Raw genomic sequence first — 19,426 nt, forward strand, 5'->3', positions numbered from 1 at the left:
GCGTGGCCGACGGAGACCGTAACAACACCGCGCGCACCGCGGGCAGAAACGACGGCGAGGACTGATGGCACAGCAGCAGCGCGCTCAGGGCCCGTCCGACCCCGAGGCGACTGGCGGCGGCATGTCGGACGCGCCGGACAACTGGGGCAACGGCGGGCTGGTCGGCGACGGCCGGTACCGGCTCACGCACCGGCTCGGCCGGGGCGGCATGGCCGAGGTGTTCGCCGCGGAGGACGTACGTCTCGGACGTACCGTCGCCGTGAAGCTGCTCCGCTCCGACCTGGCCGAGGACCCGGTGTCCAAGGCGCGCTTCACGCGCGAGGCGCAGTCCGTGGCCGGACTCAACCATCACGCGATCGTCGCCGTGTACGACTCCGGCGAGGACACGATCGGCGGCCAGTCCGTGCCGTACATCGTGATGGAACTGGTCGAGGGCCGCACCATCCGCGACCTGCTGATGAACGCGGAGGCGCCGGGCCCGGAGCAGGCGCTGATCATCGTCTCGGGCGTCCTGGAGGCCCTGGCCTACTCGCACCAGCACAACATCGTGCACCGCGACATCAAGCCGGCCAACGTCATCATCACCAACAACGGCGCCGTGAAGGTGATGGACTTCGGCATCGCCCGCGCCATGCACGGCGCGTCCACGACGATGACGCAGACCGGCATGGTCATGGGCACCCCGCAGTACCTCTCCCCGGAGCAGGCGCTCGGCAAGGCCGTCGACCACCGCTCCGACCTGTACGCGACCGGCTGCCTGATGTACGAACTGCTGGCGCTGCGTCCGCCGTTCACCGGCGAGACCCCGCTGTCGGTGGTCTACCAGCACGTCCAGGACATCCCCACGCCTCCCTCCGAGGCCTCGGACGCCTGCCCGCCCGAGCTGGACGGGCTCGTGATGCGCTCCCTCGCCAAGGACCCGGACGACCGGTTCCAGACGGCCGAGGAGATGCGCGGTCTCGTCCAGTACGCGCTGCAGATGCTCTACGAGCAGGGCGGCCACACCGGCACCTGGAACACCGGCCCGGTCGACATGCACGAGGGCCCGCGCACGCCCCCCGCCGGGTACGCCGGCACCGCGGCCATGCCGCATCCCGAGCAGTCCGGCACCACGGCCATCCCGCAGCCGATCCTGCCGGGCGGGTACGGCGGCGGTGACGACGGCGGCTTCGAGGGCCACGGCAACCGGGGCAGCGGCCGCGGCAAGCTGTGGATCCTCGCGGTGCTCGCGGTGATCGCCGTCGCGGCCGGCGTCGCCCTCGCGCTGAACAACGGCGGGGGCGGGGGCGAGGGCGGCAAGACCGACACCTCGCCGTCCGTCTCGCAGAGCACGAAGGACGAGTCGCCCAGCGAGTCGCCGACCGACCAGGAGACCGAGGAGACCACCGGTCCCGACACCGACCCGGGCTCCGGCTCCGGCGGCAACGGCGGCTGGACCCCGAGCTACGAGCCGTCGTACACCCCGACCCAGCCGGACACGGAGGAGCCGACGCAGGAGCCGACGGCGACGCAGCCCACCGAGACGGGCGGCACCGAGGACGGCGGTTCGGAGAACGGCGGCACCGAGGACGGCGGCGGCGACAACGGCGGCACCGAGACCGGGGGTACCGAGACCGGGGGCACCGGTCCCGGCGGTGCGGGCGCCGGCGGCGCCGACGCGGGCGGGATCAACGCCGGAGTGCCCGGCGGCTCGGGCAACTGACCGGCCCCGACGCACCACAACCGAACATTCCGCCCTCCCGGAGGGCACCCCGTGACGTCCCCTGCGGCACCCCGTGCCGCAGGGGACGTCTGCTCTTCCCGTGCCCGGCTCGGCCGGGATAACGTGCCGTTGCTCCGGCCTCCTGCAAGGCTGTGACCAGCGCGCCTTCCGGGCCTACCCCGATTTACTTGGATATCCAAGCAAAATCGCAGGTCAGAGGGGGTTTCACAGAAATGTGGAGCACTGGGTAACGTGCTGTGTGCAGGGCGCTCGCCGGGGCACCTGTCACGCCTGTTCCCGGCCGAGTGGCACCCACCCCGTGCCCGGTGGTCGGAACAGGTGAGCCGCACTGGCCTACCGGCAACCCCGGGGGCCGGACCGACGGAGGAGCACACGTGACCGTGGAGAGCACTGCCGCGCGCACACCGCGACGCAGCGCCGGAAACAAGGCCGGCACCACCGGCACCAAGCGCACCACCAGCACCACCAAGAAGGCCGCAGGCGCCGCGAAGAGCGCCGAGCCCGCCCTCGTGCAGCTGCTGACGCCCGAGGGCAAGCGCGTCAAGAACGCCGAGTTCGACAAGTACGTCGCCGACATCACGGCCGAGGATCTGCGCGGTCTGTACCGCGACATGGTGCTCACCCGTCGCTTCGACGCCGAGGCCACCGCGCTCCAGCGTCAGGGCGAGCTGGGCCTGTGGGCCTCGCTGCTCGGGCAGGAGGCGGCGCAGATCGGCTCCGGCCGGGCGCTGCGCGACGACGACTACGTCTTCCCCACCTACCGCGAGCACGGCGTCGCCTGGTGCCGCGGGGTGGACCCGACGAACCTGCTCGGCATGTTCCGCGGCGTCAACAACGGCGGCTGGGACCCGAACGGCAACAACTTCCACCTGTACACGATTGTCATCGGCTCCCAGACGCTGCACGCCACGGGGTACGCGATGGGCATCACCAAGGACGGCGCCGACAGCGCGGTCATCGCGTACTTCGGCGACGGCGCCTCCAGCCAGGGCGACGTGGCCGAGGCCTTCACCTTCTCCGCGGTCTACAACGCGCCCGTGGTGTTCTTCTGTCAGAACAACCAGTGGGCGATCTCCGAGCCGACCGAGAAGCAGTCCCGCGTGCCGCTGTACCAGCGCGCGCAGGGCTACGGCTTCCCGGGCGTGCGCGTGGACGGCAACGACGTGCTGGCGAACCTGGCCGTCACCAAGTGGGCCCTGGAGCGGGCCCGCGCCGGCGAGGGCCCGACGCTCGTCGAGGCGTTCACGTACCGCATGGGCGCGCACACCACCTCCGACGACCCGACCCGCTACCGCACGGACGACGAGCGGCTGGCCTGGGAGGCGAAGGACCCGATCCTGCGCCTGCGCCGCCACCTCGAGGCCGCAAACCACGCGGACGAGGGATTCTTCGCGGAACTGGAGACCGAGTCCGAGGCGTTGGGCAAACGGGTGCGCGAAGCGGTCCGTGCCATGCCGGACCCGGACCACTTCGCCATCTTCGAGAACGTGTACGCGGACGGTCACGCGCTGGTGGACGAGGAGCGGGCGCAGTTCGCCGCCTACCAGGACTCGTTCGCGGACGAAGACGGGGGTAAGTGACATGGCTGAGAAGATGGCTCTGGCCAAGGCGATCAACGAGTCGCTGCGGCGTGCCCTGGACGCGGACCCGAAGGTCGTCGTCATGGGCGAGGACGTCGGCAAGCTGGGCGGCGTGTTCCGGGTGACGGACGGCCTGCAGAAGGACTTCGGCGAGAGCCGCGTCATCGACACCCCGCTCGCCGAGTCGGGCATCGTCGGCACGGCGATCGGCCTGGCCCTGCGCGGCTACCGCCCGGTGGTGGAGATCCAGTTCGACGGCTTCGTCTTCCCCGCGTACGACCAGATCGTCACGCAGCTCGCGAAGATGCACGCCCGCGCGCTGGGCAAGGTCAAGATGCCCGTCGTCGTGCGCATCCCCTACGGCGGCGGCATCGGTGCGGTGGAGCACCACTCCGAGTCGCCCGAGGCGCTGTTCGCCCACGTGGCCGGTCTGAAGATCGTGTCACCGTCGAACGCGTCCGACGCGTACTGGATGATGCAGCAGGCCATCCAGAGCGACGACCCGGTGATCTTCTTCGAGCCGAAGCGCCGCTACTGGGACAAGGGCGAGGTCGACACCGAGGCGATCCCCGGCCCGCTGCACAAGGCGCGCGTGGTCCGTGAGGGCACGGACCTGACCCTCGCCGCCTACGGCCCGATGGTGAAGCTCTGCCAGGAGGTCGCCGACGCGGCCGCCGAGGAGGGGCGCGACCTGGAGGTCCTCGACCTGCGCTCGGTCTCCCCGATCGACTTCGACGCCGTCCAGGCGTCGGTGGAGAAGACGCGCCGTCTGGTCGTCGTGCACGAGGCGCCGGTGTTCTTCGGCTCCGGCGCGGAGATCGCCGCCCGGATCACGGAGCGCTGCTTCTACCACCTGGAGGCCCCGGTGCTGCGGGTGGGCGGCTACCACGCGCCGTACCCGCCGGCCCGTCTGGAGGAGTCCTACCTCCCGGACCTGGACCGGGTGCTCGATGCCGTCGACCGCTCGCTGGCGTACTGAGGAGAGGGTCGTGACGACGATGACGAACGCGTCCGTACGCGAGTTCAAGATGCCGGACGTGGGCGAGGGCCTCACCGAGGCCGAGATCCTCAAGTGGTACGTCCAGCCCGGTGACACCGTCACCGACGGCCAGGTGGTCTGCGAGGTCGAGACGGCGAAGGCCGCCGTCGAGCTGCCCATCCCCTACGACGGCGTGGTCCGTTCCCTGCACTTCCCCGAGGGCACCACGGTCGACGTGGGCACGTCCATCATCGCGGTGGAGGTGGCGGGCGGCGCGGCCCCGGCGCAGGAGGCGGCCCCCGCGGCCCCCGCCCCCGCCGCGGAGCCCGAGCAGCCCGCCGAGCAGCCCGCTGCCCGTCAGCCGGTGCTGGTCGGCTACGGCGTCGCCACGTCCTCCACCCGCCGCCGCCCGCGCAAGCAGGCGCAGGACCCGGCGGCCCGGCAGGCCGCCTCCGCGGTGCAGTCCGAGCTGAACGGCCACGGGGCGGCTCCGGCGGCCCCCGCCGCCCCGCCGGCCGCCCCCGCGGCTCCCGTGGCTCCCGCGGCTCCCGCGGCTCCCGCCCAGCGTCCGCTGGCGAAGCCGCCGGTGCGCAAGCTGGCCAAGGACCTGGGCGTCGACCTGGCCACGGTCACCCCGACCGGCCCGGACGGCGTCGTCACCCGCGAGGACGTCCACGCGGCCGTCGCCGCGGCCCAGGCCCCGCAGCAGACGGCTCCCGCGGCCCAGCCGGCCGCCCCGGCCGTCCCCGCCCCGGCGGACTTGCCCGCGGCCCCGGCGTCGTACGACTCCGGCCGCGAGACGCGCATCCCCGTGAAGGGCGTCCGCAAGGCGACGGCGGCGGCGATGGTCGGCTCGGCGTTCACCGCCCCGCACGTCACGGAGTTCGTGACGGTCGACGTGACCCGGACGATGAAGCTGGTCGAGGAGCTGAAGCAGGACAAGGAGTTCGCGGGCCTGCGCGTGAACCCCCTGCTGCTGATCGCCAAGGCGCTGCTGGTCGCGATCCGCCGGAACCCCGACATCAACGCCTCGTGGGACGAGGCGGCGCAGGAGATCGTGGTCAAGCACTACGTGAACCTGGGCATCGCGGCGGCCACCCCGCGCGGTCTGATCGTGCCGAACATCAAGGACGCCCACGCCAAGACGCTGCCCGAACTGGCCGCGTCCCTGGGTGAACTGGTGTCCACGGCCCGGGAGGGCAAGACCTCCCCGTCCGCCATGCAGGGCGGCACGGTGACGATCACCAACGTCGGCGTCTTCGGCGTCGACACGGGCACGCCCATCCTCAACCCGGGCGAGTCCGCGATCCTCGCGGTCGGTGCGATCAAGCCGCAGCCGTGGGTCCACAAGGGCAAGGTCAAGCCGCGCCAGGTCACGACCCTGGCCCTGTCCTTCGACCACCGCCTGGTCGACGGCGAGCTCGGCTCCAAGGTCCTCGCCGACGTGGCGGCGATCCTGGAGCAGCCGAAGCGGCTGATCACCTGGGCCTGACGGCCGGACGTACGACAGGAGGGGCGCCGCACACCCGGTGTGCGGCGCCCCTCCGCGCGTCCGGCGGACCTGGGCAGGTCAGATCTTGCTGAACGCGTAGTTCATGAGGGCCTTCGCGTCCTTCTCGCGCTGGGCGGCGGAGGACGAGGCGAGGACGGTGCCGACCACCGTCTTGCCCTTGCGGGTCGCGGCGAAGACCAGGCAGTACTTGGCCGTCGGGCCCGAGCCGGTCTTCACGCCGAGGGTGCCGCTGTAGCTGTTCAGCAGGGTGTTGGTGTTGACCCACGGCGCCATCGTGCGGGTGCCGCCCGTCTTGGTCTTCGTCTTGGCCGTGTACTTCTTCGTCTTCACGATCGAGCGGAAGGTCGCGTTCTTCATGGCGCTGCTCGCGATCTTCGTCAGGTCGCGAGGCGTCGACCAGTTCTTGCCGTTGCCGATGCCGTCGAACGAGTCGAAGTGGGTGTTCTTCAGGCCCAGCTTCTTCGCGTCGGCGTTCATCTTGCCGATGAAGGACTTCACCCGGGCCGCGCGGGTCGAGCCGGTGCCGAACTTGTCGGCCAGCGCGTACGCGGCGTCGCAGCCGGAGGGCAGCATCAGCCCGTAGAGCAGCTGGCGGACGGTGACCTTGTCGCCGACGATCAGCCGCGCGGACGAGGCGTTCTTCGACACGATGTAGTCGCTGTACGCCTTCTGGATCGTGACCGTGGCGTTCAGGTTCAGGTTCTTCTGGGCGAGCACGACCTTCGCGGTCATGATCTTCGTGGTGGAGCCGGTGGAGCGGCGGGTGTCCCCGAGCTTCGTGTACAGCGTCTTGCCGTTCGCGTTGTTGATCACGAAGCCGCCCTTGGCGACGACGGACGGAACGGGGGCGGCCGCCTGCGCCGGCGCCGCGTAGAGGGCTCCGGAGGCGAGCACGGCGCCGGTGGTCACGACGACGCCGGCGGCTCTGCGGACACGGATGCCCTGGATGGCGATATTCAAGTCAGATACCCCGATTTACCGTGAATGGCCAAGCTGCGCGGCCGGGTTGAGGAGCGGCCGCACGGAAGGGGCCGCACGAGTCTGACGCGTACGCCGAAGGGATGGTTGTACGGGAGAAGGGCGCGTTTTCCCGGCACGCGCCGTTCCGCATCGTGGACGCGCCCCTCCATGCGTACGTGTTGTATCTATGCTGTCCACATGAGTGTGTCCGCCCCCGCGAAACGTCCCCCCGCAGCCGACCGCGTCTACGCCCACGTCAAGCAGGGCGTGCTCGAGCGCACGTACGAGGGCGGGACGCTGCTCACGGAGGGTGAGCTGGCCGAGGCCGTGGGCGTCTCCCGCACGCCCGTGCGCGAGGCCCTGCTGCGGCTCGAGGCCGAAGGGCTGATCAAGCTCTACCCCAAGAAGGGCGCGCTCGTGCTGCCCGTCTCCGCGCAGGAGATCGCCGACGTCGTCGAGACCCGGCTGCTCGTGGAGGAGCACGCGGCGCGCAAGGCCGTGCCCGCGCCCCCCGGTCTCATCGCGCGCCTGGAGGAGCTGCTCGCGCGCCAGAAGGAGGAGGCGGCCGCGGGTGACTTCGCCGCGGCCTCCGTCACCGACCGCTGCTTCCACGCCGAGATCGTCCGCAGTGGTGGCAACGAGATCCTCTCCCGCCTCTACGACCAGCTGCGCGACCGTCAGCTGCGCATGGGCCAGGCCGTGATGCACTCCCACCCCGACCGCATCGCCAAGACCCTCGCCGAGCACGAGGAGATCCTCGGCGCGCTGCGCTCCGGTGACGCCGACGCGGCCGCGGACGTCGTCCACCGGCACGTCGGGTGGTTCTCCCACCTGGCGCGGGGAGAGGTGCGATGAGCGGCACCGCCACGCGCGCCGCCGGCACCCTGCCCGGCGACCCGCCCGGAGGGCGGCGCGCGCTCGCCGTCTGGGGGATCGGCGTCTCCGTCTACTTCGTCGCCGTCATCTTCCGCACGTCCCTGGGCGTGGCCGGGCTCGACGCGGCCGACCGCTTCGACGTGGGGGCCTCCGCCCTGTCGACGTTCTCCATCCTCCAGCTGCTGGTCTACGCGGGCATGCAGATACCCGTCGGCCTGCTGGTGGACCGCCTCGGCACCAAGAAGGTGCTGAGCCTGGGCGCGGTGCTGTTCACCCTCGGACAGCTCGGCTTCGCCCTCTCCCCGTCGTACGGCATGGCGCTCGCCGCCCGCGCGCTGCTCGGCTGCGGCGACGCGATGACCTTCATCAGCGTGCTGCGGCTGGGCACGCGGTGGTTCCCCGCGCGGCGCGGGCCGCTGGTCGGCCAGATGGCCGGACTGATCGGCATGGCCGGCAACCTCGTCTCCACGCTGGTCCTGGCCCGGCTGCTGCACGGCATCGGCTGGACGGCGGCGTTCGCGGGCAGTTCGCTCGCGGGGGTCGTGGTCCTCGTCCTGGTGCTGCTGTTCCTCAAGGACCACCCCGAGGGCCACGAGCCGGAGCCGGTCTCCCACCAGGGCGCCGCCTACGTCCGCCGGCAGATCGCCGCGTCCTGGCGGGAGCCGGGGACCCGGCTGGGGCTGTGGGTGCACTTCACCACGCAGTTCCCCGCGATGGTGTTCCTGCTGCTGTGGGGCATGCCGTTCCTGGTCGAGGCGCAGGGGCTGTCCCGCGCGGTGGCCGGTGAGCTGCTCACCCTGGTGGTGCTGGCCAACATGGCCGTCGGCCTCGTCTACGGCCAGGTCGTCGCCCGGCACCACGCGGCGCGGCTGCCGCTGGCGCTCGGCACGGTGGGCTCGACGGCCCTGCTGTGGGCCGTCACGCTGGCCTGGCCGGGGGACAGGGCGCCGATGTGGCTGCTGATCGTGCTGTGCGCGGTGCTGGGGGCCTGCGGCCCGGCGTCGATGATCGGCTTCGACTTCGCCCGCCCGGCCAATCCGCCGGAGCGGCAGGGGACCGCTTCCGGCATCACCAACATGGGCGGGTTCGTCGCCTCGATGACGACGCTCTTCGCGATCGGCGTGCTGCTGGACGCCACGGGTGACGACTACACGGTCGCCTTCTCGGCGGTCTTCGTCCTCCAGGCGCTGGGCGTCACCCAGATCCTCCGCCTGCGGAGGCGGGCCGCACGGCGGGAGCGGGAGCGGCTGGTCGCCAGCAGGGTGTCGACGGTCCACGTCCCCGCCTGAGTCACCGCACCGGCACCAGCGTGAGGTAGGCGAGCCCGAGGACGCCGCGGTAGCTCATCCACTGGGCGCGGTGCCGGTCGAGACGTTCCCGTGTCTCGGCCGCCCGGGGGTGCCCCGGGTGCTCGGCCAGCCACACCTCGGTGTCCGCCTGGTACGCCGACTCGAACTCCTCCCACTCGCCCGCGTCCGCCGTCTCCGTCCACTCCGGGCGGAAACCGGCCTTCACTGCGAGGTCCAGCAGGGTGCCGAGGTCGTGGTGGTCGGTGGCGGTCGCGCCCGGCCACATGCCCGCGAGCTCGGCCTCCGTCGGCGGACGCTGCCAGAAGCCCTCCCCGAGCAGCACGCGGCCCCCGTCGGCGACCAGGCCGCGCAGCGCCCGCAAGGCGTCGGAGACGAGCGCGGGCGGCTTCCGCGTGGTGAGGGCCTGACTGGACCCCACGCACAGCACCAGATCGACCGGCCCACGGGACGTGCCCGTCGCCGACTCCTCCACGAACTCCACCCGTCCGGCCAGCCCCCGCTCCTCGGCGGCACGCCGGCCCCGGGCCAGATCCTCGGCCCTGAGGTCGATCCCGACCCCGGTGGATCCGGGCGCCGCCTCGAGAACCCGGAGCATCAACTCACCCCATCCGCAGCCGATGTCGAGGACGGTGGCGGGGCCCGTCCGCGCCAGCCGCTCGACCAGCCGGCCCGCGCGGTGCTCGGACAGGGGACCGTGGAAGGTGAGCCGGGCCAGCCGCGGCGGCTCGGCGGCGAGGGGCGCGGAGGGCGTGTCGGTGTCGGTCACGGCGGTGACGGTAGCCGCCGCCGGGCCGGCGGCGACACCGGTTTTCGCCCCGCCGCCGCGCCGCCGGTCACGGCGTCACCGTGAAGTGGCGGAGGATCGCCGCGGCCAGGTCCTGGTCGCCCTCCGTCTTGATGCGGTCGGCGACCGAGTCCACCGTCACGCGGCCGCAGGCCAGCCGGACGTACGTCTCCCAGTCGAGGGTGAGCGTGGCGGCCGGGCCGAGGGCGGGGGCGGTCTCGAGGGTGCCGCGGCCCTGGATGTCGACGCGGACCGTGCGCAGGAACTCCACCGGGCCGTGGACGTCCACGACCACCGCGGAGCTGCGCGGCGCCTGCGCCAGGTCGGCGACCACGCGCGGCAGTTCGTCGAGCAGGACGTCGCGGGCGACGAGCGCGCCGGGGGAGTCGAGGTCGCCGGGGCGGCCGAGGGCCGTGCGGAGGTCCTGCTCGTGCGCCCACACGTCGAACGCGTGCCGGCGCATCGACTCCTCCAGCGTCAGCTCCGTGCCCAGCGGCCCGCGCACCTTGGTGCCGGGGTCGCGGGACTCGTTGCGCAGCTGGCGGTTGCGCCGGATGATCATCAGCTCCAGCTCGGAGGTCATCTCCGGCGCCGTGTGGTGGCGGCGCACGTCGACCTGCATCTCCATGTACCGCTGGTGGTCGTTGGTGACGTGGAACAGGTCGCGCGGCAGCGTGTGGATCGGCCGGGGGTCGCCGTACATCTCCGAGTCGAGGCCGATGACGTGGGAGACCACGTCACGGACCGACCAGCCCGGGCAGGGCGTGCGCCGGTTCCAGTCGGCCTCCGGCAGCGGCTGCACCAGCTCGGATATCGCCTCGATGGAGTGGGACCAGGCGTCGGCGTAGGGCTGGAGGGCGGGATGCAGACTCACGGAACGGGACCCCTCGGCGGTCGGTACACGGGCAGGTTGTGGCGGCGGTGCCAGTGGGCGATGGCTGCACTGCGCGGGTGTCTCGGGTCTCCCCCGGTTCTCGGCTTCGCTCGAACCGGCGGGACCCCCAAGTTACGCTGCTGACAGGCACCCCGGCAGTGCTTTCGTGTGACGATCGTAGGCCCGTGGACGCGGGTCGAATGCCAGGACGGTGGTAGTGTGCGCGCTTCCTTGCTGCAAGTCGCCGTGAACGAGGACGAATCGGTCGATTCGCGTCGGCGCCGGGTGGCCGCCCTGGTGCGCGATCAGGCCGGGGCGGACCTCGTCGTTCTCCCCGAGCTGTGGACCACGGGCGCCTTCGCCTACGAGGGGTTCGGCACCGAGGCGGAACCCCTGGAGGGACCGACGTACGAGGCGATGGCCAAGGCGGCGAGCGAGGCCGGGGTCTGGCTGCACGCGGGGTCCGTCCCCGAGCGGGACCCCGACGGCACCCTGTACAACACCTCCCTGGTCTTCTCCCCCTCCGGCCGGCTCGCCGCGTCCTACCGGAAGATCCACCGCTTCGGCTTCGACAAGGGCGAGGCCGTGCTGATGGGGGCGGGCGAGGAGCTGGTGACGGTCCGTCTGCCGGACACCGTCGTGGGCGTCGCGACCTGTTACGACCTGCGCTTCCCCGAACTCTTCCGCGGTCTGGTCGACGCCGGCGCGGAGACCTTCGTCGTCCCGGCGGGCTGGCCCGAACGGCGCCGCGCGCACTGGACGCTGCTGGCGCGGGCGCGCGCGGTGGAGAACCAGGCGTTCGTCCTCGCCTGCGGAACGGCCGGGACGCACGCGGGAGTTCCGCAGGCGGGCCACTCCGTCGTGGTGGACCCGTGGGGCGAGGTCCTCGCCGAGGCGGGCCCCGGCGAGGAGGTCCTGACGGTGGACTTCGACCCGGCGACGGTGGCGGGCACCCGGGACCGCTTCCCGGCGCTCAAGGACCGCGTCCTCGGCCTGGACCGCCCCCGCCGCTGACCGGGCAGGACGCGCGCCGGCCCGGCGGTCGCCGGGCTACTCCTCCCGCTCCTTCTCCGCCAGGTGGATCACGCACACCGCCACGGCGATCAGCAGCGCCGGGTCGGCGTCGTCGCGCACGATGTCGACGCCGTAGGTGTCGCGGAGGGTGAGCATGCGGCGGGAGATCACCGCGAGGAGTTCGCCGTCGTACTCGACGGCGAACTCCCGGTCGAGGATCCGCCCGCTGACGTCCAGCTCGGTGCTGCCGTCCGCCAGGGACACCCGGTAGTGGTTGCGCAGCAGCGACAGCCGCTTGCGCCGCACCGTCGCGAGCGGCTCGTCGCCCCGCTCGATCACCATGGTGTCCCGCAGCGCGAGCATCTTCTTGTGGATGTCGATGAGCACGTGCCCCTGGGCGTCCTTCAGCTCGAAGGTGTCCCGCAGCCGCATCGCCTTGCCGTCGACGAGGAAGACCTTGTTGCCGCGGTCGTCCTCGATCCAGTAGTCGTCCCCGATGCCGAGGATCCGGTCCCGTACGAGAAATCTCATGCGCCGAGGGGTTCCCCGCCCGGCCCCTTCCGACGCCGCCGCTAGGCCGACGGGCGGAGCCGATCCCCGCCCGCGTCCGGTGACCGAGGGTGGCACGCTGGACGTATGGACGACGCCGCCTCCGCTCCTCCCGTCCGCCGCTCCGCACGCGTGCGGGCGCCCGAGCTCGCGGGGAAGGGCGGCTGGCTGAACACGGGCGGCGCCGCGTACACCCTCGCCGGCCTGCGCGGACGCGTGGTGCTGCTGGACTTCTGGACGTTCGCCTGCATCAACTGCCTGCACGTTGTCGACGAGCTGCGTGAGCTGGAGGAGCGGCACCGCGACACGCTGGTGGTGATCGGCGTGCATTCGCCGAAGTTCCCGCACGAGGCGGAGCACGCGGCGGTGGCGGACGCCGTGGAGCGGTACGCGGTCGCGCATCCCGTCCTGGACGACCCCGAGCTGACGACGTGGACGCAGTACGCGGTGCGGGCTTGGCCGACGCTGGTGGTCGTCGACCCGGAGGGGTACGTCGTGGCCACGTACTCCGGCGAGGGGCACGTGCCCGAGATCGAGCGCCTGGTGACCGAGCTGGAGGCCGAGCACGCCGCGAAGGGCACCCTCCGGCGCGGCGACCTGCCGTACGCGCCGCCGGAGCCGGAGCCGACGGTGCTGCGGTTCCCCGGCAAGGTGCTGCGGCTGCCGTCGGGGACGTTCCTGGTCACGGACACCACCCGGCACCAGGTGGTGGAGCTGGCCGAGGACGGGGAGACGGTCCTCCGGCGGTTCGGCAGCGGCGAGCGGGGTCTGGTGGACGGACCGGCCACCCTGGCCCGCTTCCAGGAGCCGCAGGGGCTCACCCTGCTCCCCGACGGCGCCGTGGTCGTCGCCGACACCGTCAACCACGCCCTGAGGCGCCTCGACCCGGAGTCGGGCGAGGTCACCACCCTCGCCGGCACCGGCTCCCCCTGGCGCCCCGGGAACCCGACGGACGGCCCGGCCCGGGAGGTGCGCATGTCCTCTCCCTGGGACGTCGTCCGGTGGCGCGACAAGGTGTGGATCGCGATGGCCGGCATCCACCAGATCTGGTCCTACGACCCCGCCGCCGGCACGGTCGCCCGCGAGGCCGGGACCGGCGGGGAGCAGCTCGTCGACGGGCCGGCGACGGAGGCCCTGTTCGCGCAGCCCTCGGGGCTCGCGGTGACGGCGGAAGGGCTGTGGGTGGCCGACTCGGAGAGCTCCGCGCTGCGCCTGCTGGACACGGACGGACGGGTGCGTACGGCCGTCGGAGCGGGACTGTTCGCCTTCGGGTACCGGGACGGGCCCGCGGACGGGGCGCTGCTCCAGCACCCGCTCGGGGTGACCGCGCTGCCCGACGGCTCCCTGGCGGTCTGCGACACCTACAACCAGGCACTGCGCCGCTACGACCCGGCCACCGGCGAGGTGACCACGCTGGCCGGTGACCTGCGTGAGCCCAGCGGCGCGGTGGTCGTCGGCGAGGACGTCGTGGTGGTGGAGTCGGCGCGCCACCGGCTGACCAGGCTGCGGCTGCCCGCCGAGGTGCTTGGCCCGCGGGCGGACACGGAGCGGTCCGTCACCGGGGTCGCCGTCGGTCCCGTGCGTCTGGACGTGGTCTTCACCCCGCCGCCCGGCCAGAAGCTCGACACGCGGGACGGCCCCGCGACCCGCCTGCTCGTGTCCGCCTCACCGCCCGAGCTGCTGCGCAGCGGAGAGGGCGCGGGGAGTGACCTCTCCCGCGCCCTCGAGACGGACCCCGCCGTGGGGCAGGGGGTGCTGCATGTCGTGGCGACGGCGGCTGCGTGCGACGCCGACCCGGGGGTGCTCCATCCGGCCTGCCATGTGCACCGCCGTGAGTGGCGGCTGCCCGTGCGTCCCGGCGCGGGAGGCACGGACCGGCTGGTCCTGGAGCTGTCCGGTGCGGACGGCCCGGGTCCGGCGTCCGGTCAGGCGCCGTACCCGTCGCTGTAGCCGTCGCGCGTGTGGTGGTGCGCACGCGCCGGGTCGTCGACCACCGGGGTGGCGGGGGGCACCACGACCCGCCGACGCCGGGCGATGCTGCTGAAGGTCGCGACGCCGATCAGTCCGACGATCATGAAGATGATGCCGACCAGGTCAAGGTTGACACCCTGCATGTCCCAGTCGGTCGCGAACGTGAGGATTGCTCCCACGGCGATGAGGATGATGCATCCGCCGAGGCCCATAGGTGTCGCCTCCCTGTCCGGTCTTTCCGGTGCGACCCGAGTACCCGCGGGGAGGGCTCCCATGCGCCGCCGGGCGCACGGGAGTTGACCTCCGCTCAGGACGCCGCTGGTGGGAGGCGGTCCGAACTAGCCCTCCAGGAAGGCCGTCAGCGCGTTCGCCAGCAGGAACGGGTCCTTGGCGCCGCAGAGTTCGCGGACGCTGTGCATCGACAGGATGGCCACGCCGATGTCGACCGTCCTGATGCCGTGCCGGGCCGCGGTGATCGGGCCGATCGTGGTGCCGCACGGCATCGCGTTGTTGGAGACGAACGTCTGGAAGGGCACCCCGGCCTTCTCGCAGGCCGCGGCGAACACCGCGCGGCCCGAACCGTCCGTGGCGTAGCGGTTGTTGACGTTGACCTTGAGGATGGGGCCGCCGTCGACGCGCGGGTGGTGCGTCGGGTCGTGCCGCTCCGCGTAGTTGGGGTGCACGGCGTGGCCGGTGTCGGAGGACAGGCAGACGGTGGCGGCGAAGGCGCGGGCCCGGTCCTCGTACGTCCCGCCGCGGGCGAGGACCGAGCGCTCCAGGACGCTGCCGAGCAGCGGGCCGTCCGCGCCGGTGTCGGACTGGGAGCCGTTCTCCTCGTGGTCGAAGGCGGCGAGCACGGGGATGTACGGCAGCTCCGGGCCGCGTGCGGCCGCCGCGGCGAGCGCGGCCGTGCCGGCGTGCACGGACAGCAGGTTGTCCATGCGCGGGCCCGCCACCAGCTCGCGGTCGCGGCCCAGGTAGGCGGGCGGCTCGACGGGGTGCACCATCAGGTCCCAGCCGGTGACCGAGCCCTCGGCGAGCCCCGCGGTCTCCTCCAGGAAGGCGATGAGGTCGCCGTCGCGGACGTCCTCGCCCAGGCCCCACACCGGCTGCATGTGCCGCTGCTTGTCGAGCTTGAGGCCGTCGGAGTTGACGGCGCGGTCCAGGTGGATGGCGAGCTGGGGGACCCGCAGCAGCGGCCGGTCCACGTCGACCAGGCGGGTCGTGCCGTCACGCAGGGACAGCCGCCCGGCCAGGCCCAGGTCGCGGTCGAGCCAGGAGTTGAGCAGCGGTCCGCCGTAGATCTCCACGGCCACCTGGCGCCAGCCGTGCGCCCCGTTGTCGGGCCGCGGCTTCACGCGCAGGTTCGGGGAGTCGGTGTGGGCGCCGACGATCCGGAACGGCGTGTGCGCCGCGGCCCCTTCGGGGACGTACCAGGCGATGATCGCACCGCCGCGCAGCACGTACTTGCCGCCTGCCGTGCCGTCCCAGGCGTCCGTCTCCGCGACCTGCCTGAAGCCCGCCTTCTCCAGCCGCTCGGCGGCGTTCGCCACGGCGTGGTACGGCGTGGGGCTCGCCGCGAGGAAGGACATGAGGTCGTCGGTGTGGCCGCGGTCGAAGCGGGGGGGTTCGCTCATGGGTTCACCTTAACGAGCGGGAGGGCCCGCCTCCCTGTGCGGGAGCGGGCCCTCTCGGAGCGGGGAGGGACTAGAACGCCGCCTCGTCCAGCTCCATCAGGTCCAGCTCGACGCCCTCGGCGACCTTGCGGGCCAGGGTGACGCCCGGCAGGACGTTGGCCGCGAAGAACTTCGCCGCCGCGATCTTGCCGGTGTAGAACGCCTTGTCCTTGGCGGAGGCCGTCGGGAGCTTCTCGGCGGCGATCGCGGCGTGCTTGAGCAGCAGGTAGCCGACGACGACGTCACCGGAGGCCATCAGCAGGCGGGTGGTGTTCAGGCCCACCTTGTAGATGTTCTTGGTGTCCTTCTCGGTGGCCGCGAGGTCGGTGAGCATCAGGCCGACGATGGCCTCCAGCTCGACGGCCGCCTTGGCCAGGTGCTCGCGGGCGCCCGCCAGCTCCTCGCCGCCCTCGCCGACCGCGAGGAACTTCTTGATGTCCTCGGCGAGCGAGTTCAGCGCGGCGCCCTGGTTGCGGACGATCTTCCGGAAGAAGAAGTCCTGGCCCTGGATCGCGGTGGTGCCCTCGTAGAGGGTGTCGATCTTGGCGTCCCGGATGTACTGCTCGATCGGGTACTCCTGCAGGAAGCCGGAGCCGCCGAAGGTCTGCAGCGACTGGGCGAGCTGCTCGTAGGCCTTCTCGGAGCCGTAGCCCTTGACGATCGGCAGGAGCAGGTCGTTCATCGCGTGCTCGGTGGAGGCGTCCTCGCCGTTGGCCTCCTTGAGCTGGATGGCGTCCTGGACCGAGGCGGTGTACATCACCAGGGCGCGCATGCCCTCCGCGTACGCCTTCTGCGTCATGAGCGAGCGGCGCACGTCGGGGTGGTGGGTGATGGTGACCTTGGGGGCGGTCTTGTCCATGAAGTTCGCCAGGTCGGGACCCTGGACGCGCTCCTTGGCGTACTCCAGGGCGTTGAGGTAGCCCGTGGAGAGCGTGGAGATCGCCTTCGTGCCGACCATCATGCGGGCGAACTCGATGATGCGGAACATCTGGCGGATGCCGTCGTGCTTGTCGCCGATCAGCCAGCCCTTGGCGGGGTGCTTGTCGCCGAACGTCATCTCGCACGTGTTGGAGGCCTTCAGGCCCATCTTGTGCTCGACGTTCGTGGCGTAGACGCCGTTGCGCTCGCCCAGCTCGCCGGTCTCGAAGTCGAACTCGTACTTCGGGACGAGGAAGAGGGACAGGCCCTTGGTGCCCGGGCCCGCGCCCTCGGGGCGGGCGAGCACGTAGTGGAGGATGTTCTCCGACATGTCGTGCTCACCGGACGTGATGAAGCGCTTCACGCCCTCGATGTGCCAGGAGCCGTCCTCCTGCTGCACGGCCTTGGTGCGGCCGGCGCCGACGTCCGAGCCGGCGTCCGGCTCGGTGAGCACCATCGTGGAGCCCCACTGCTTCTCCGTGGCGATCTTCGCGATGTGCTTCTGGACCTCGTTGCCCTCCTCGAAGAGGATGCCCGCGAAGGCGGGGCCCGAGGAGTACATCCACACGGCCGGGTTGGCGCCCAGGATCAGCTCGGCGTAGGCCCAGATGAGGGAGCGGGGCGAGGTGGTGCCGCCGATCTCCTCGGGCAGGCCGAGCCGCCAGTACTCGGAGTCCATGAAGGCCTGGTAGCTCTTCTTGAAGGACGCGGGGACCGGCGCCGTGTTGGTCTCCGGGTCGAAGACCGGCGGGTTGCGGTCCGCGTCGGCGAAGGACTCCGCGAGCTCGTTCTCGGAGAGGCGGGCCAGCTCCTCCAGGATGCTCTTAGCGGTCTCGACGTCCATCTCCTCGAACGGGCCCGTGCCGTACAGCTTGTCGCGCCCGAGTACCTCGAAGAGGTTGAACTCGATGTCGCGGAGATTCGACTTGTAGTGCCCCATGGCGACGGCTCCGTTTGAGAGGGATCGGCGAGGGACTGATTCCTCGCAACTGATTCACGTACCGACAAGTAGCTACGATGATGCTACCCGTCGGTAATAAGAAGCAACCCCGATCCGGACATCTGTGACCCAGCCCTCGCGCCGGGTCAGTAGTCTGTGCGCCATGTACGGCTACGACCAGAGTGCGGGGACCCAGCAGGGTTACGTGCCGCCGCAGCAGACGATGCCGGGCGGGTACGGGCAGCAGGCGCCGGCGTATCCCGAACCGTCCGCGCCCTCGCTCGCCGACGCCGTGCGCGCGTTCACCACGGGCCAGATGGCGGCGGAGGACTTCCAGCAGATCTTCGCGACGTCCAAGGTCTACTGCCCGCGCGGTGACAACCCCGGCTTCCTCGCCCTGCACAACACCCAGCAGCCCGTGATCCCGATGTTCACGTCGCTCAAGGAGCTGCGGCGGTACGCCGGCAAGGAGTCCAAGTACTTCGTGATCACCGGCGCCGAGGTGATCGACCTGCTGCCCACCGGCTACGGCTTCGTCCTCGACATGGAGGGCGAGCACCGGATGGTGTTCGACGCCAAGGCCGTCGAGCAGATGGTCGAGTTCGCGATGCGCCGTATGTATGGCTGACGCCCGGCCCCACGACCGCACGGAGCCCGGAGGGAATTCCCTCCGGGCTTTGTCGGTTCGGGGTGACAAGAAGTTCAACGCTCAACTAAAGTGGGCGTACCCGAGGAGGTACCGATGCCTGCAGTGACCGTCGAGAACCCGTTGACGCTGCCCCGTGTGACCGCTCCCGCCGACGCCGTGGCCCGCCCCGTGCTGGCCGTCACGACCGCTCCCAGCGGTTTCGAGGGCGAGGGATTCCCGGTGCGCCGGGCGTTCGCGGGGATCAACTACCGCCATCTCGACCCGTTCATCATGATGGACCAGATGGGTGAGGTGGAGTACGCGCCGGGCGAGCCCAAGGGCACCCCGTGGCACCCCCACCGCGGCTTCGAGACCGTCACCTACATCATCGACGGGATCTTCGACCACCAGGACTCCAACGGCGGTGGCGGCACCATCACCAACGGCGACACCCAGTGGATGACGGCCGGCGCCGGTCTGCTCCACATCGAGGCGCCGCCGGAGCACCTGGTGATGTCCGGCGGACTGTTCCACGGCCTCCAGCTGTGGGTGAACCTCCCCGCCAAGGACAAGATGATGGCGCCCCGCTACCAGGACATCCGCAGCGGCAGCGTCCAGCTGCTCACCTCCCCGGACGGCGGCGCGCTGCTCCGCGTCATCGCCGGTGAGCTGGACGGACACGAGGGCCCGGGCATCACGCACACGCCGATCACGATGATCCACGCCACGCTCGCCCCCGGCGCGGAGGTCACCCTGCCCTGGCGGGAGGACTTCAACGGCCTGGCGTACGTCATGGCCGGGCGCGGCGCGGTGGGCGCCGAGCGGCGTCCGATCCACCTCGGCCAGACCGCGGTGTTCGGCGCGGGCGGCTCGCTGACCGTCCGCGCGGACGAGAAGCAGGACTCCCACACGCCGGACCTGGAGGTCGTCCTGCTCGGCGGCCGGCCCATCCGTGAGCCGATGGCGCACTACGGGCCGTTCGTGATGAACACCAAGGACGAGCTGATGCAGGCCTTCGAGGACTTCCAGAAGGGCCGCCTCGGCACCGTCCCCGCCGTCCACGGCATGACGGAGAAGGGCCCCGACCAGGACTGAGTCCCGGTCCGTGCGCAGGACGTCGCGGCGACGGCC

At 71.7% G+C, this 19,426-nt stretch carries 17 protein-coding genes; 10 read left to right on the top strand and 7 right to left on the bottom strand.

Translation table 11 applies throughout. From position 1 onward, the window contains the following. The first annotated feature begins 64 nt into the window (after positions 1-64). The 4 genes from ACQZOG_RS14565 to ACQZOG_RS14580 all read left to right on the top strand — a co-directional run bounded on the left by ACQZOG_RS14565 (position 65) and on the right by ACQZOG_RS14580 (position 5,774). Positions 65-1,702, top strand: coding sequence for a protein kinase domain-containing protein (locus ACQZOG_RS14565; protein ID WP_261675331.1), 1,638 nt, complete (start codon positions 65-67; stop codon positions 1,700-1,702). A 395-nt stretch (positions 1,703-2,097) separates the two neighbouring features. Further along, the gene (pdhA, locus tag ACQZOG_RS14570) at positions 2,098-3,303 is read left to right on the top strand and encodes a pyruvate dehydrogenase (acetyl-transferring) E1 component subunit alpha (RefSeq protein WP_033273194.1); all 1,206 of its coding nucleotides are present in this window, start codon (positions 2,098-2,100) and stop codon (positions 3,301-3,303) included. Position 3,304: 1 nt separating this feature from the next. Further along, positions 3,305-4,282, top strand: a complete 978-nt coding sequence (locus ACQZOG_RS14575; protein WP_033273193.1) for an alpha-ketoacid dehydrogenase subunit beta — start codon at positions 3,305-3,307, stop codon at positions 4,280-4,282. 19 nt (positions 4,283-4,301) lie between these two features. Continuing rightward, positions 4,302-5,774, top strand: a complete 1,473-nt coding sequence (locus ACQZOG_RS14580; protein WP_193454520.1) for a dihydrolipoamide acetyltransferase family protein — start codon at positions 4,302-4,304, stop codon at positions 5,772-5,774. Positions 5,775-5,852: 78 nt separating this feature from the next. Here the strand turns inward: ACQZOG_RS14580 and ACQZOG_RS14585 are convergent, their stop codons facing one another. Beyond that, complete coding sequence (locus ACQZOG_RS14585; RefSeq protein WP_033273192.1) at positions 5,853-6,755, bottom strand: D-alanyl-D-alanine carboxypeptidase family protein; 903 nt, start codon at positions 6,753-6,755, stop codon at positions 5,853-5,855. Between the two features lie 198 nt (positions 6,756-6,953). Here ACQZOG_RS14585 and ACQZOG_RS14590 point away from each other — a divergent pair, with 198 nt between their 5' ends. Then, a complete protein-coding gene (locus ACQZOG_RS14590; protein ID WP_203550490.1) occupies positions 6,954-7,610 on the top strand; it encodes a GntR family transcriptional regulator in 657 nt (218 codons plus the stop codon). Continuing rightward, on the top strand, positions 7,607-8,920 hold the full coding sequence (locus ACQZOG_RS14595; protein WP_033273190.1) for an MFS transporter: 1,314 nt from the start codon (positions 7,607-7,609) through the stop codon (positions 8,918-8,920). The genes ACQZOG_RS14590 and ACQZOG_RS14595 overlap by 4 nt, the downstream gene beginning before the upstream one ends. A 1-nt stretch (position 8,921) precedes the next feature. Here ACQZOG_RS14595 and ACQZOG_RS14600 read toward each other — a convergent pair whose 3' ends face one another. Both ACQZOG_RS14600 and ACQZOG_RS14605 read right to left on the bottom strand, forming a co-directional pair. After that, the gene (locus ACQZOG_RS14600) at positions 8,922-9,707 is read right to left on the bottom strand and encodes an SAM-dependent methyltransferase (RefSeq protein ID WP_430741181.1); all 786 of its coding nucleotides are present in this window, start codon (positions 9,705-9,707) and stop codon (positions 8,922-8,924) included. Positions 9,708-9,774: 67 nt separating this feature from the next. Continuing rightward, positions 9,775-10,599: a maleylpyruvate isomerase family mycothiol-dependent enzyme gene (locus ACQZOG_RS14605; RefSeq protein ID WP_033273189.1), complete on the bottom strand. Its 825-nt coding sequence runs from the start codon at positions 10,597-10,599 to the stop codon at positions 9,775-9,777. Between the two features lie 219 nt (positions 10,600-10,818). Here ACQZOG_RS14605 and ACQZOG_RS14610 point away from each other — a divergent pair, with 219 nt between their 5' ends. Then, a complete protein-coding gene (locus ACQZOG_RS14610; protein WP_354795666.1) occupies positions 10,819-11,613 on the top strand; it encodes a carbon-nitrogen family hydrolase in 795 nt (264 codons plus the stop codon). Positions 11,614-11,649: 36 nt separating this feature from the next. Here ACQZOG_RS14610 and ACQZOG_RS14615 read toward each other — a convergent pair whose 3' ends face one another. After that, entirely contained in the window at positions 11,650-12,144 is a 495-nt protein-coding gene (locus ACQZOG_RS14615) for an LURP-one-related/scramblase family protein (RefSeq protein WP_033273187.1), read from the bottom strand. A 105-nt stretch (positions 12,145-12,249) separates the two neighbouring features. Between ACQZOG_RS14615 and ACQZOG_RS14620 the strand changes: the two genes are divergently transcribed. Then, positions 12,250-14,112, top strand: a complete 1,863-nt coding sequence (locus ACQZOG_RS14620) for an NHL domain-containing thioredoxin family protein (RefSeq protein ID WP_033273186.1) — start codon at positions 12,250-12,252, stop codon at positions 14,110-14,112. On the opposite strand, the gene ACQZOG_RS14625 is transcribed toward ACQZOG_RS14620, so the two are convergent. The 3 genes from ACQZOG_RS14625 to ACQZOG_RS14635 form a co-directional block, all read right to left on the bottom strand. Continuing rightward, positions 14,088-14,345, bottom strand: coding sequence for a DUF6458 family protein (locus ACQZOG_RS14625; RefSeq protein ID WP_033273185.1), 258 nt, complete (start codon positions 14,343-14,345; stop codon positions 14,088-14,090). The genes ACQZOG_RS14620 and ACQZOG_RS14625 overlap by 25 nt on opposite strands. A 126-nt stretch (positions 14,346-14,471) precedes the next feature. Then, positions 14,472-15,770: a M18 family aminopeptidase gene (locus tag ACQZOG_RS14630; protein WP_230228873.1), complete on the bottom strand. Its 1,299-nt coding sequence runs from the start codon at positions 15,768-15,770 to the stop codon at positions 14,472-14,474. Positions 15,771-15,840: 70 nt separating this feature from the next. Beyond that, on the bottom strand, positions 15,841-17,667 hold the full coding sequence (locus ACQZOG_RS14635; RefSeq protein WP_033273183.1) for an acyl-CoA dehydrogenase: 1,827 nt from the start codon (positions 17,665-17,667) through the stop codon (positions 15,841-15,843). A gap of 163 nt (positions 17,668-17,830) precedes the next feature. Here ACQZOG_RS14635 and ACQZOG_RS14640 point away from each other — a divergent pair, with 163 nt between their 5' ends. Together ACQZOG_RS14640 and ACQZOG_RS14645 are read left to right on the top strand one after the other, a co-directional pair. Then, positions 17,831-18,295, top strand: coding sequence for an SseB family protein (locus ACQZOG_RS14640; protein WP_033273182.1), 465 nt, complete (start codon positions 17,831-17,833; stop codon positions 18,293-18,295). 114 nt (positions 18,296-18,409) lie between these two features. After that, positions 18,410-19,390 carry a pirin family protein gene (locus tag ACQZOG_RS14645; RefSeq protein WP_033273181.1) on the top strand — a complete coding sequence of 327 codons (981 nt, stop codon included), beginning with the start codon at positions 18,410-18,412 and terminating at the stop codon, positions 19,388-19,390. Positions 19,391-19,426 lie beyond the last annotated feature (36 nt).

This window comes from Streptomyces sp. P13-3-3, assembly GCF_050571355.1.
Lineage (GTDB): Bacteria > Actinomycetota > Actinomycetes > Streptomycetales > Streptomycetaceae > Streptomyces > Streptomyces althioticus.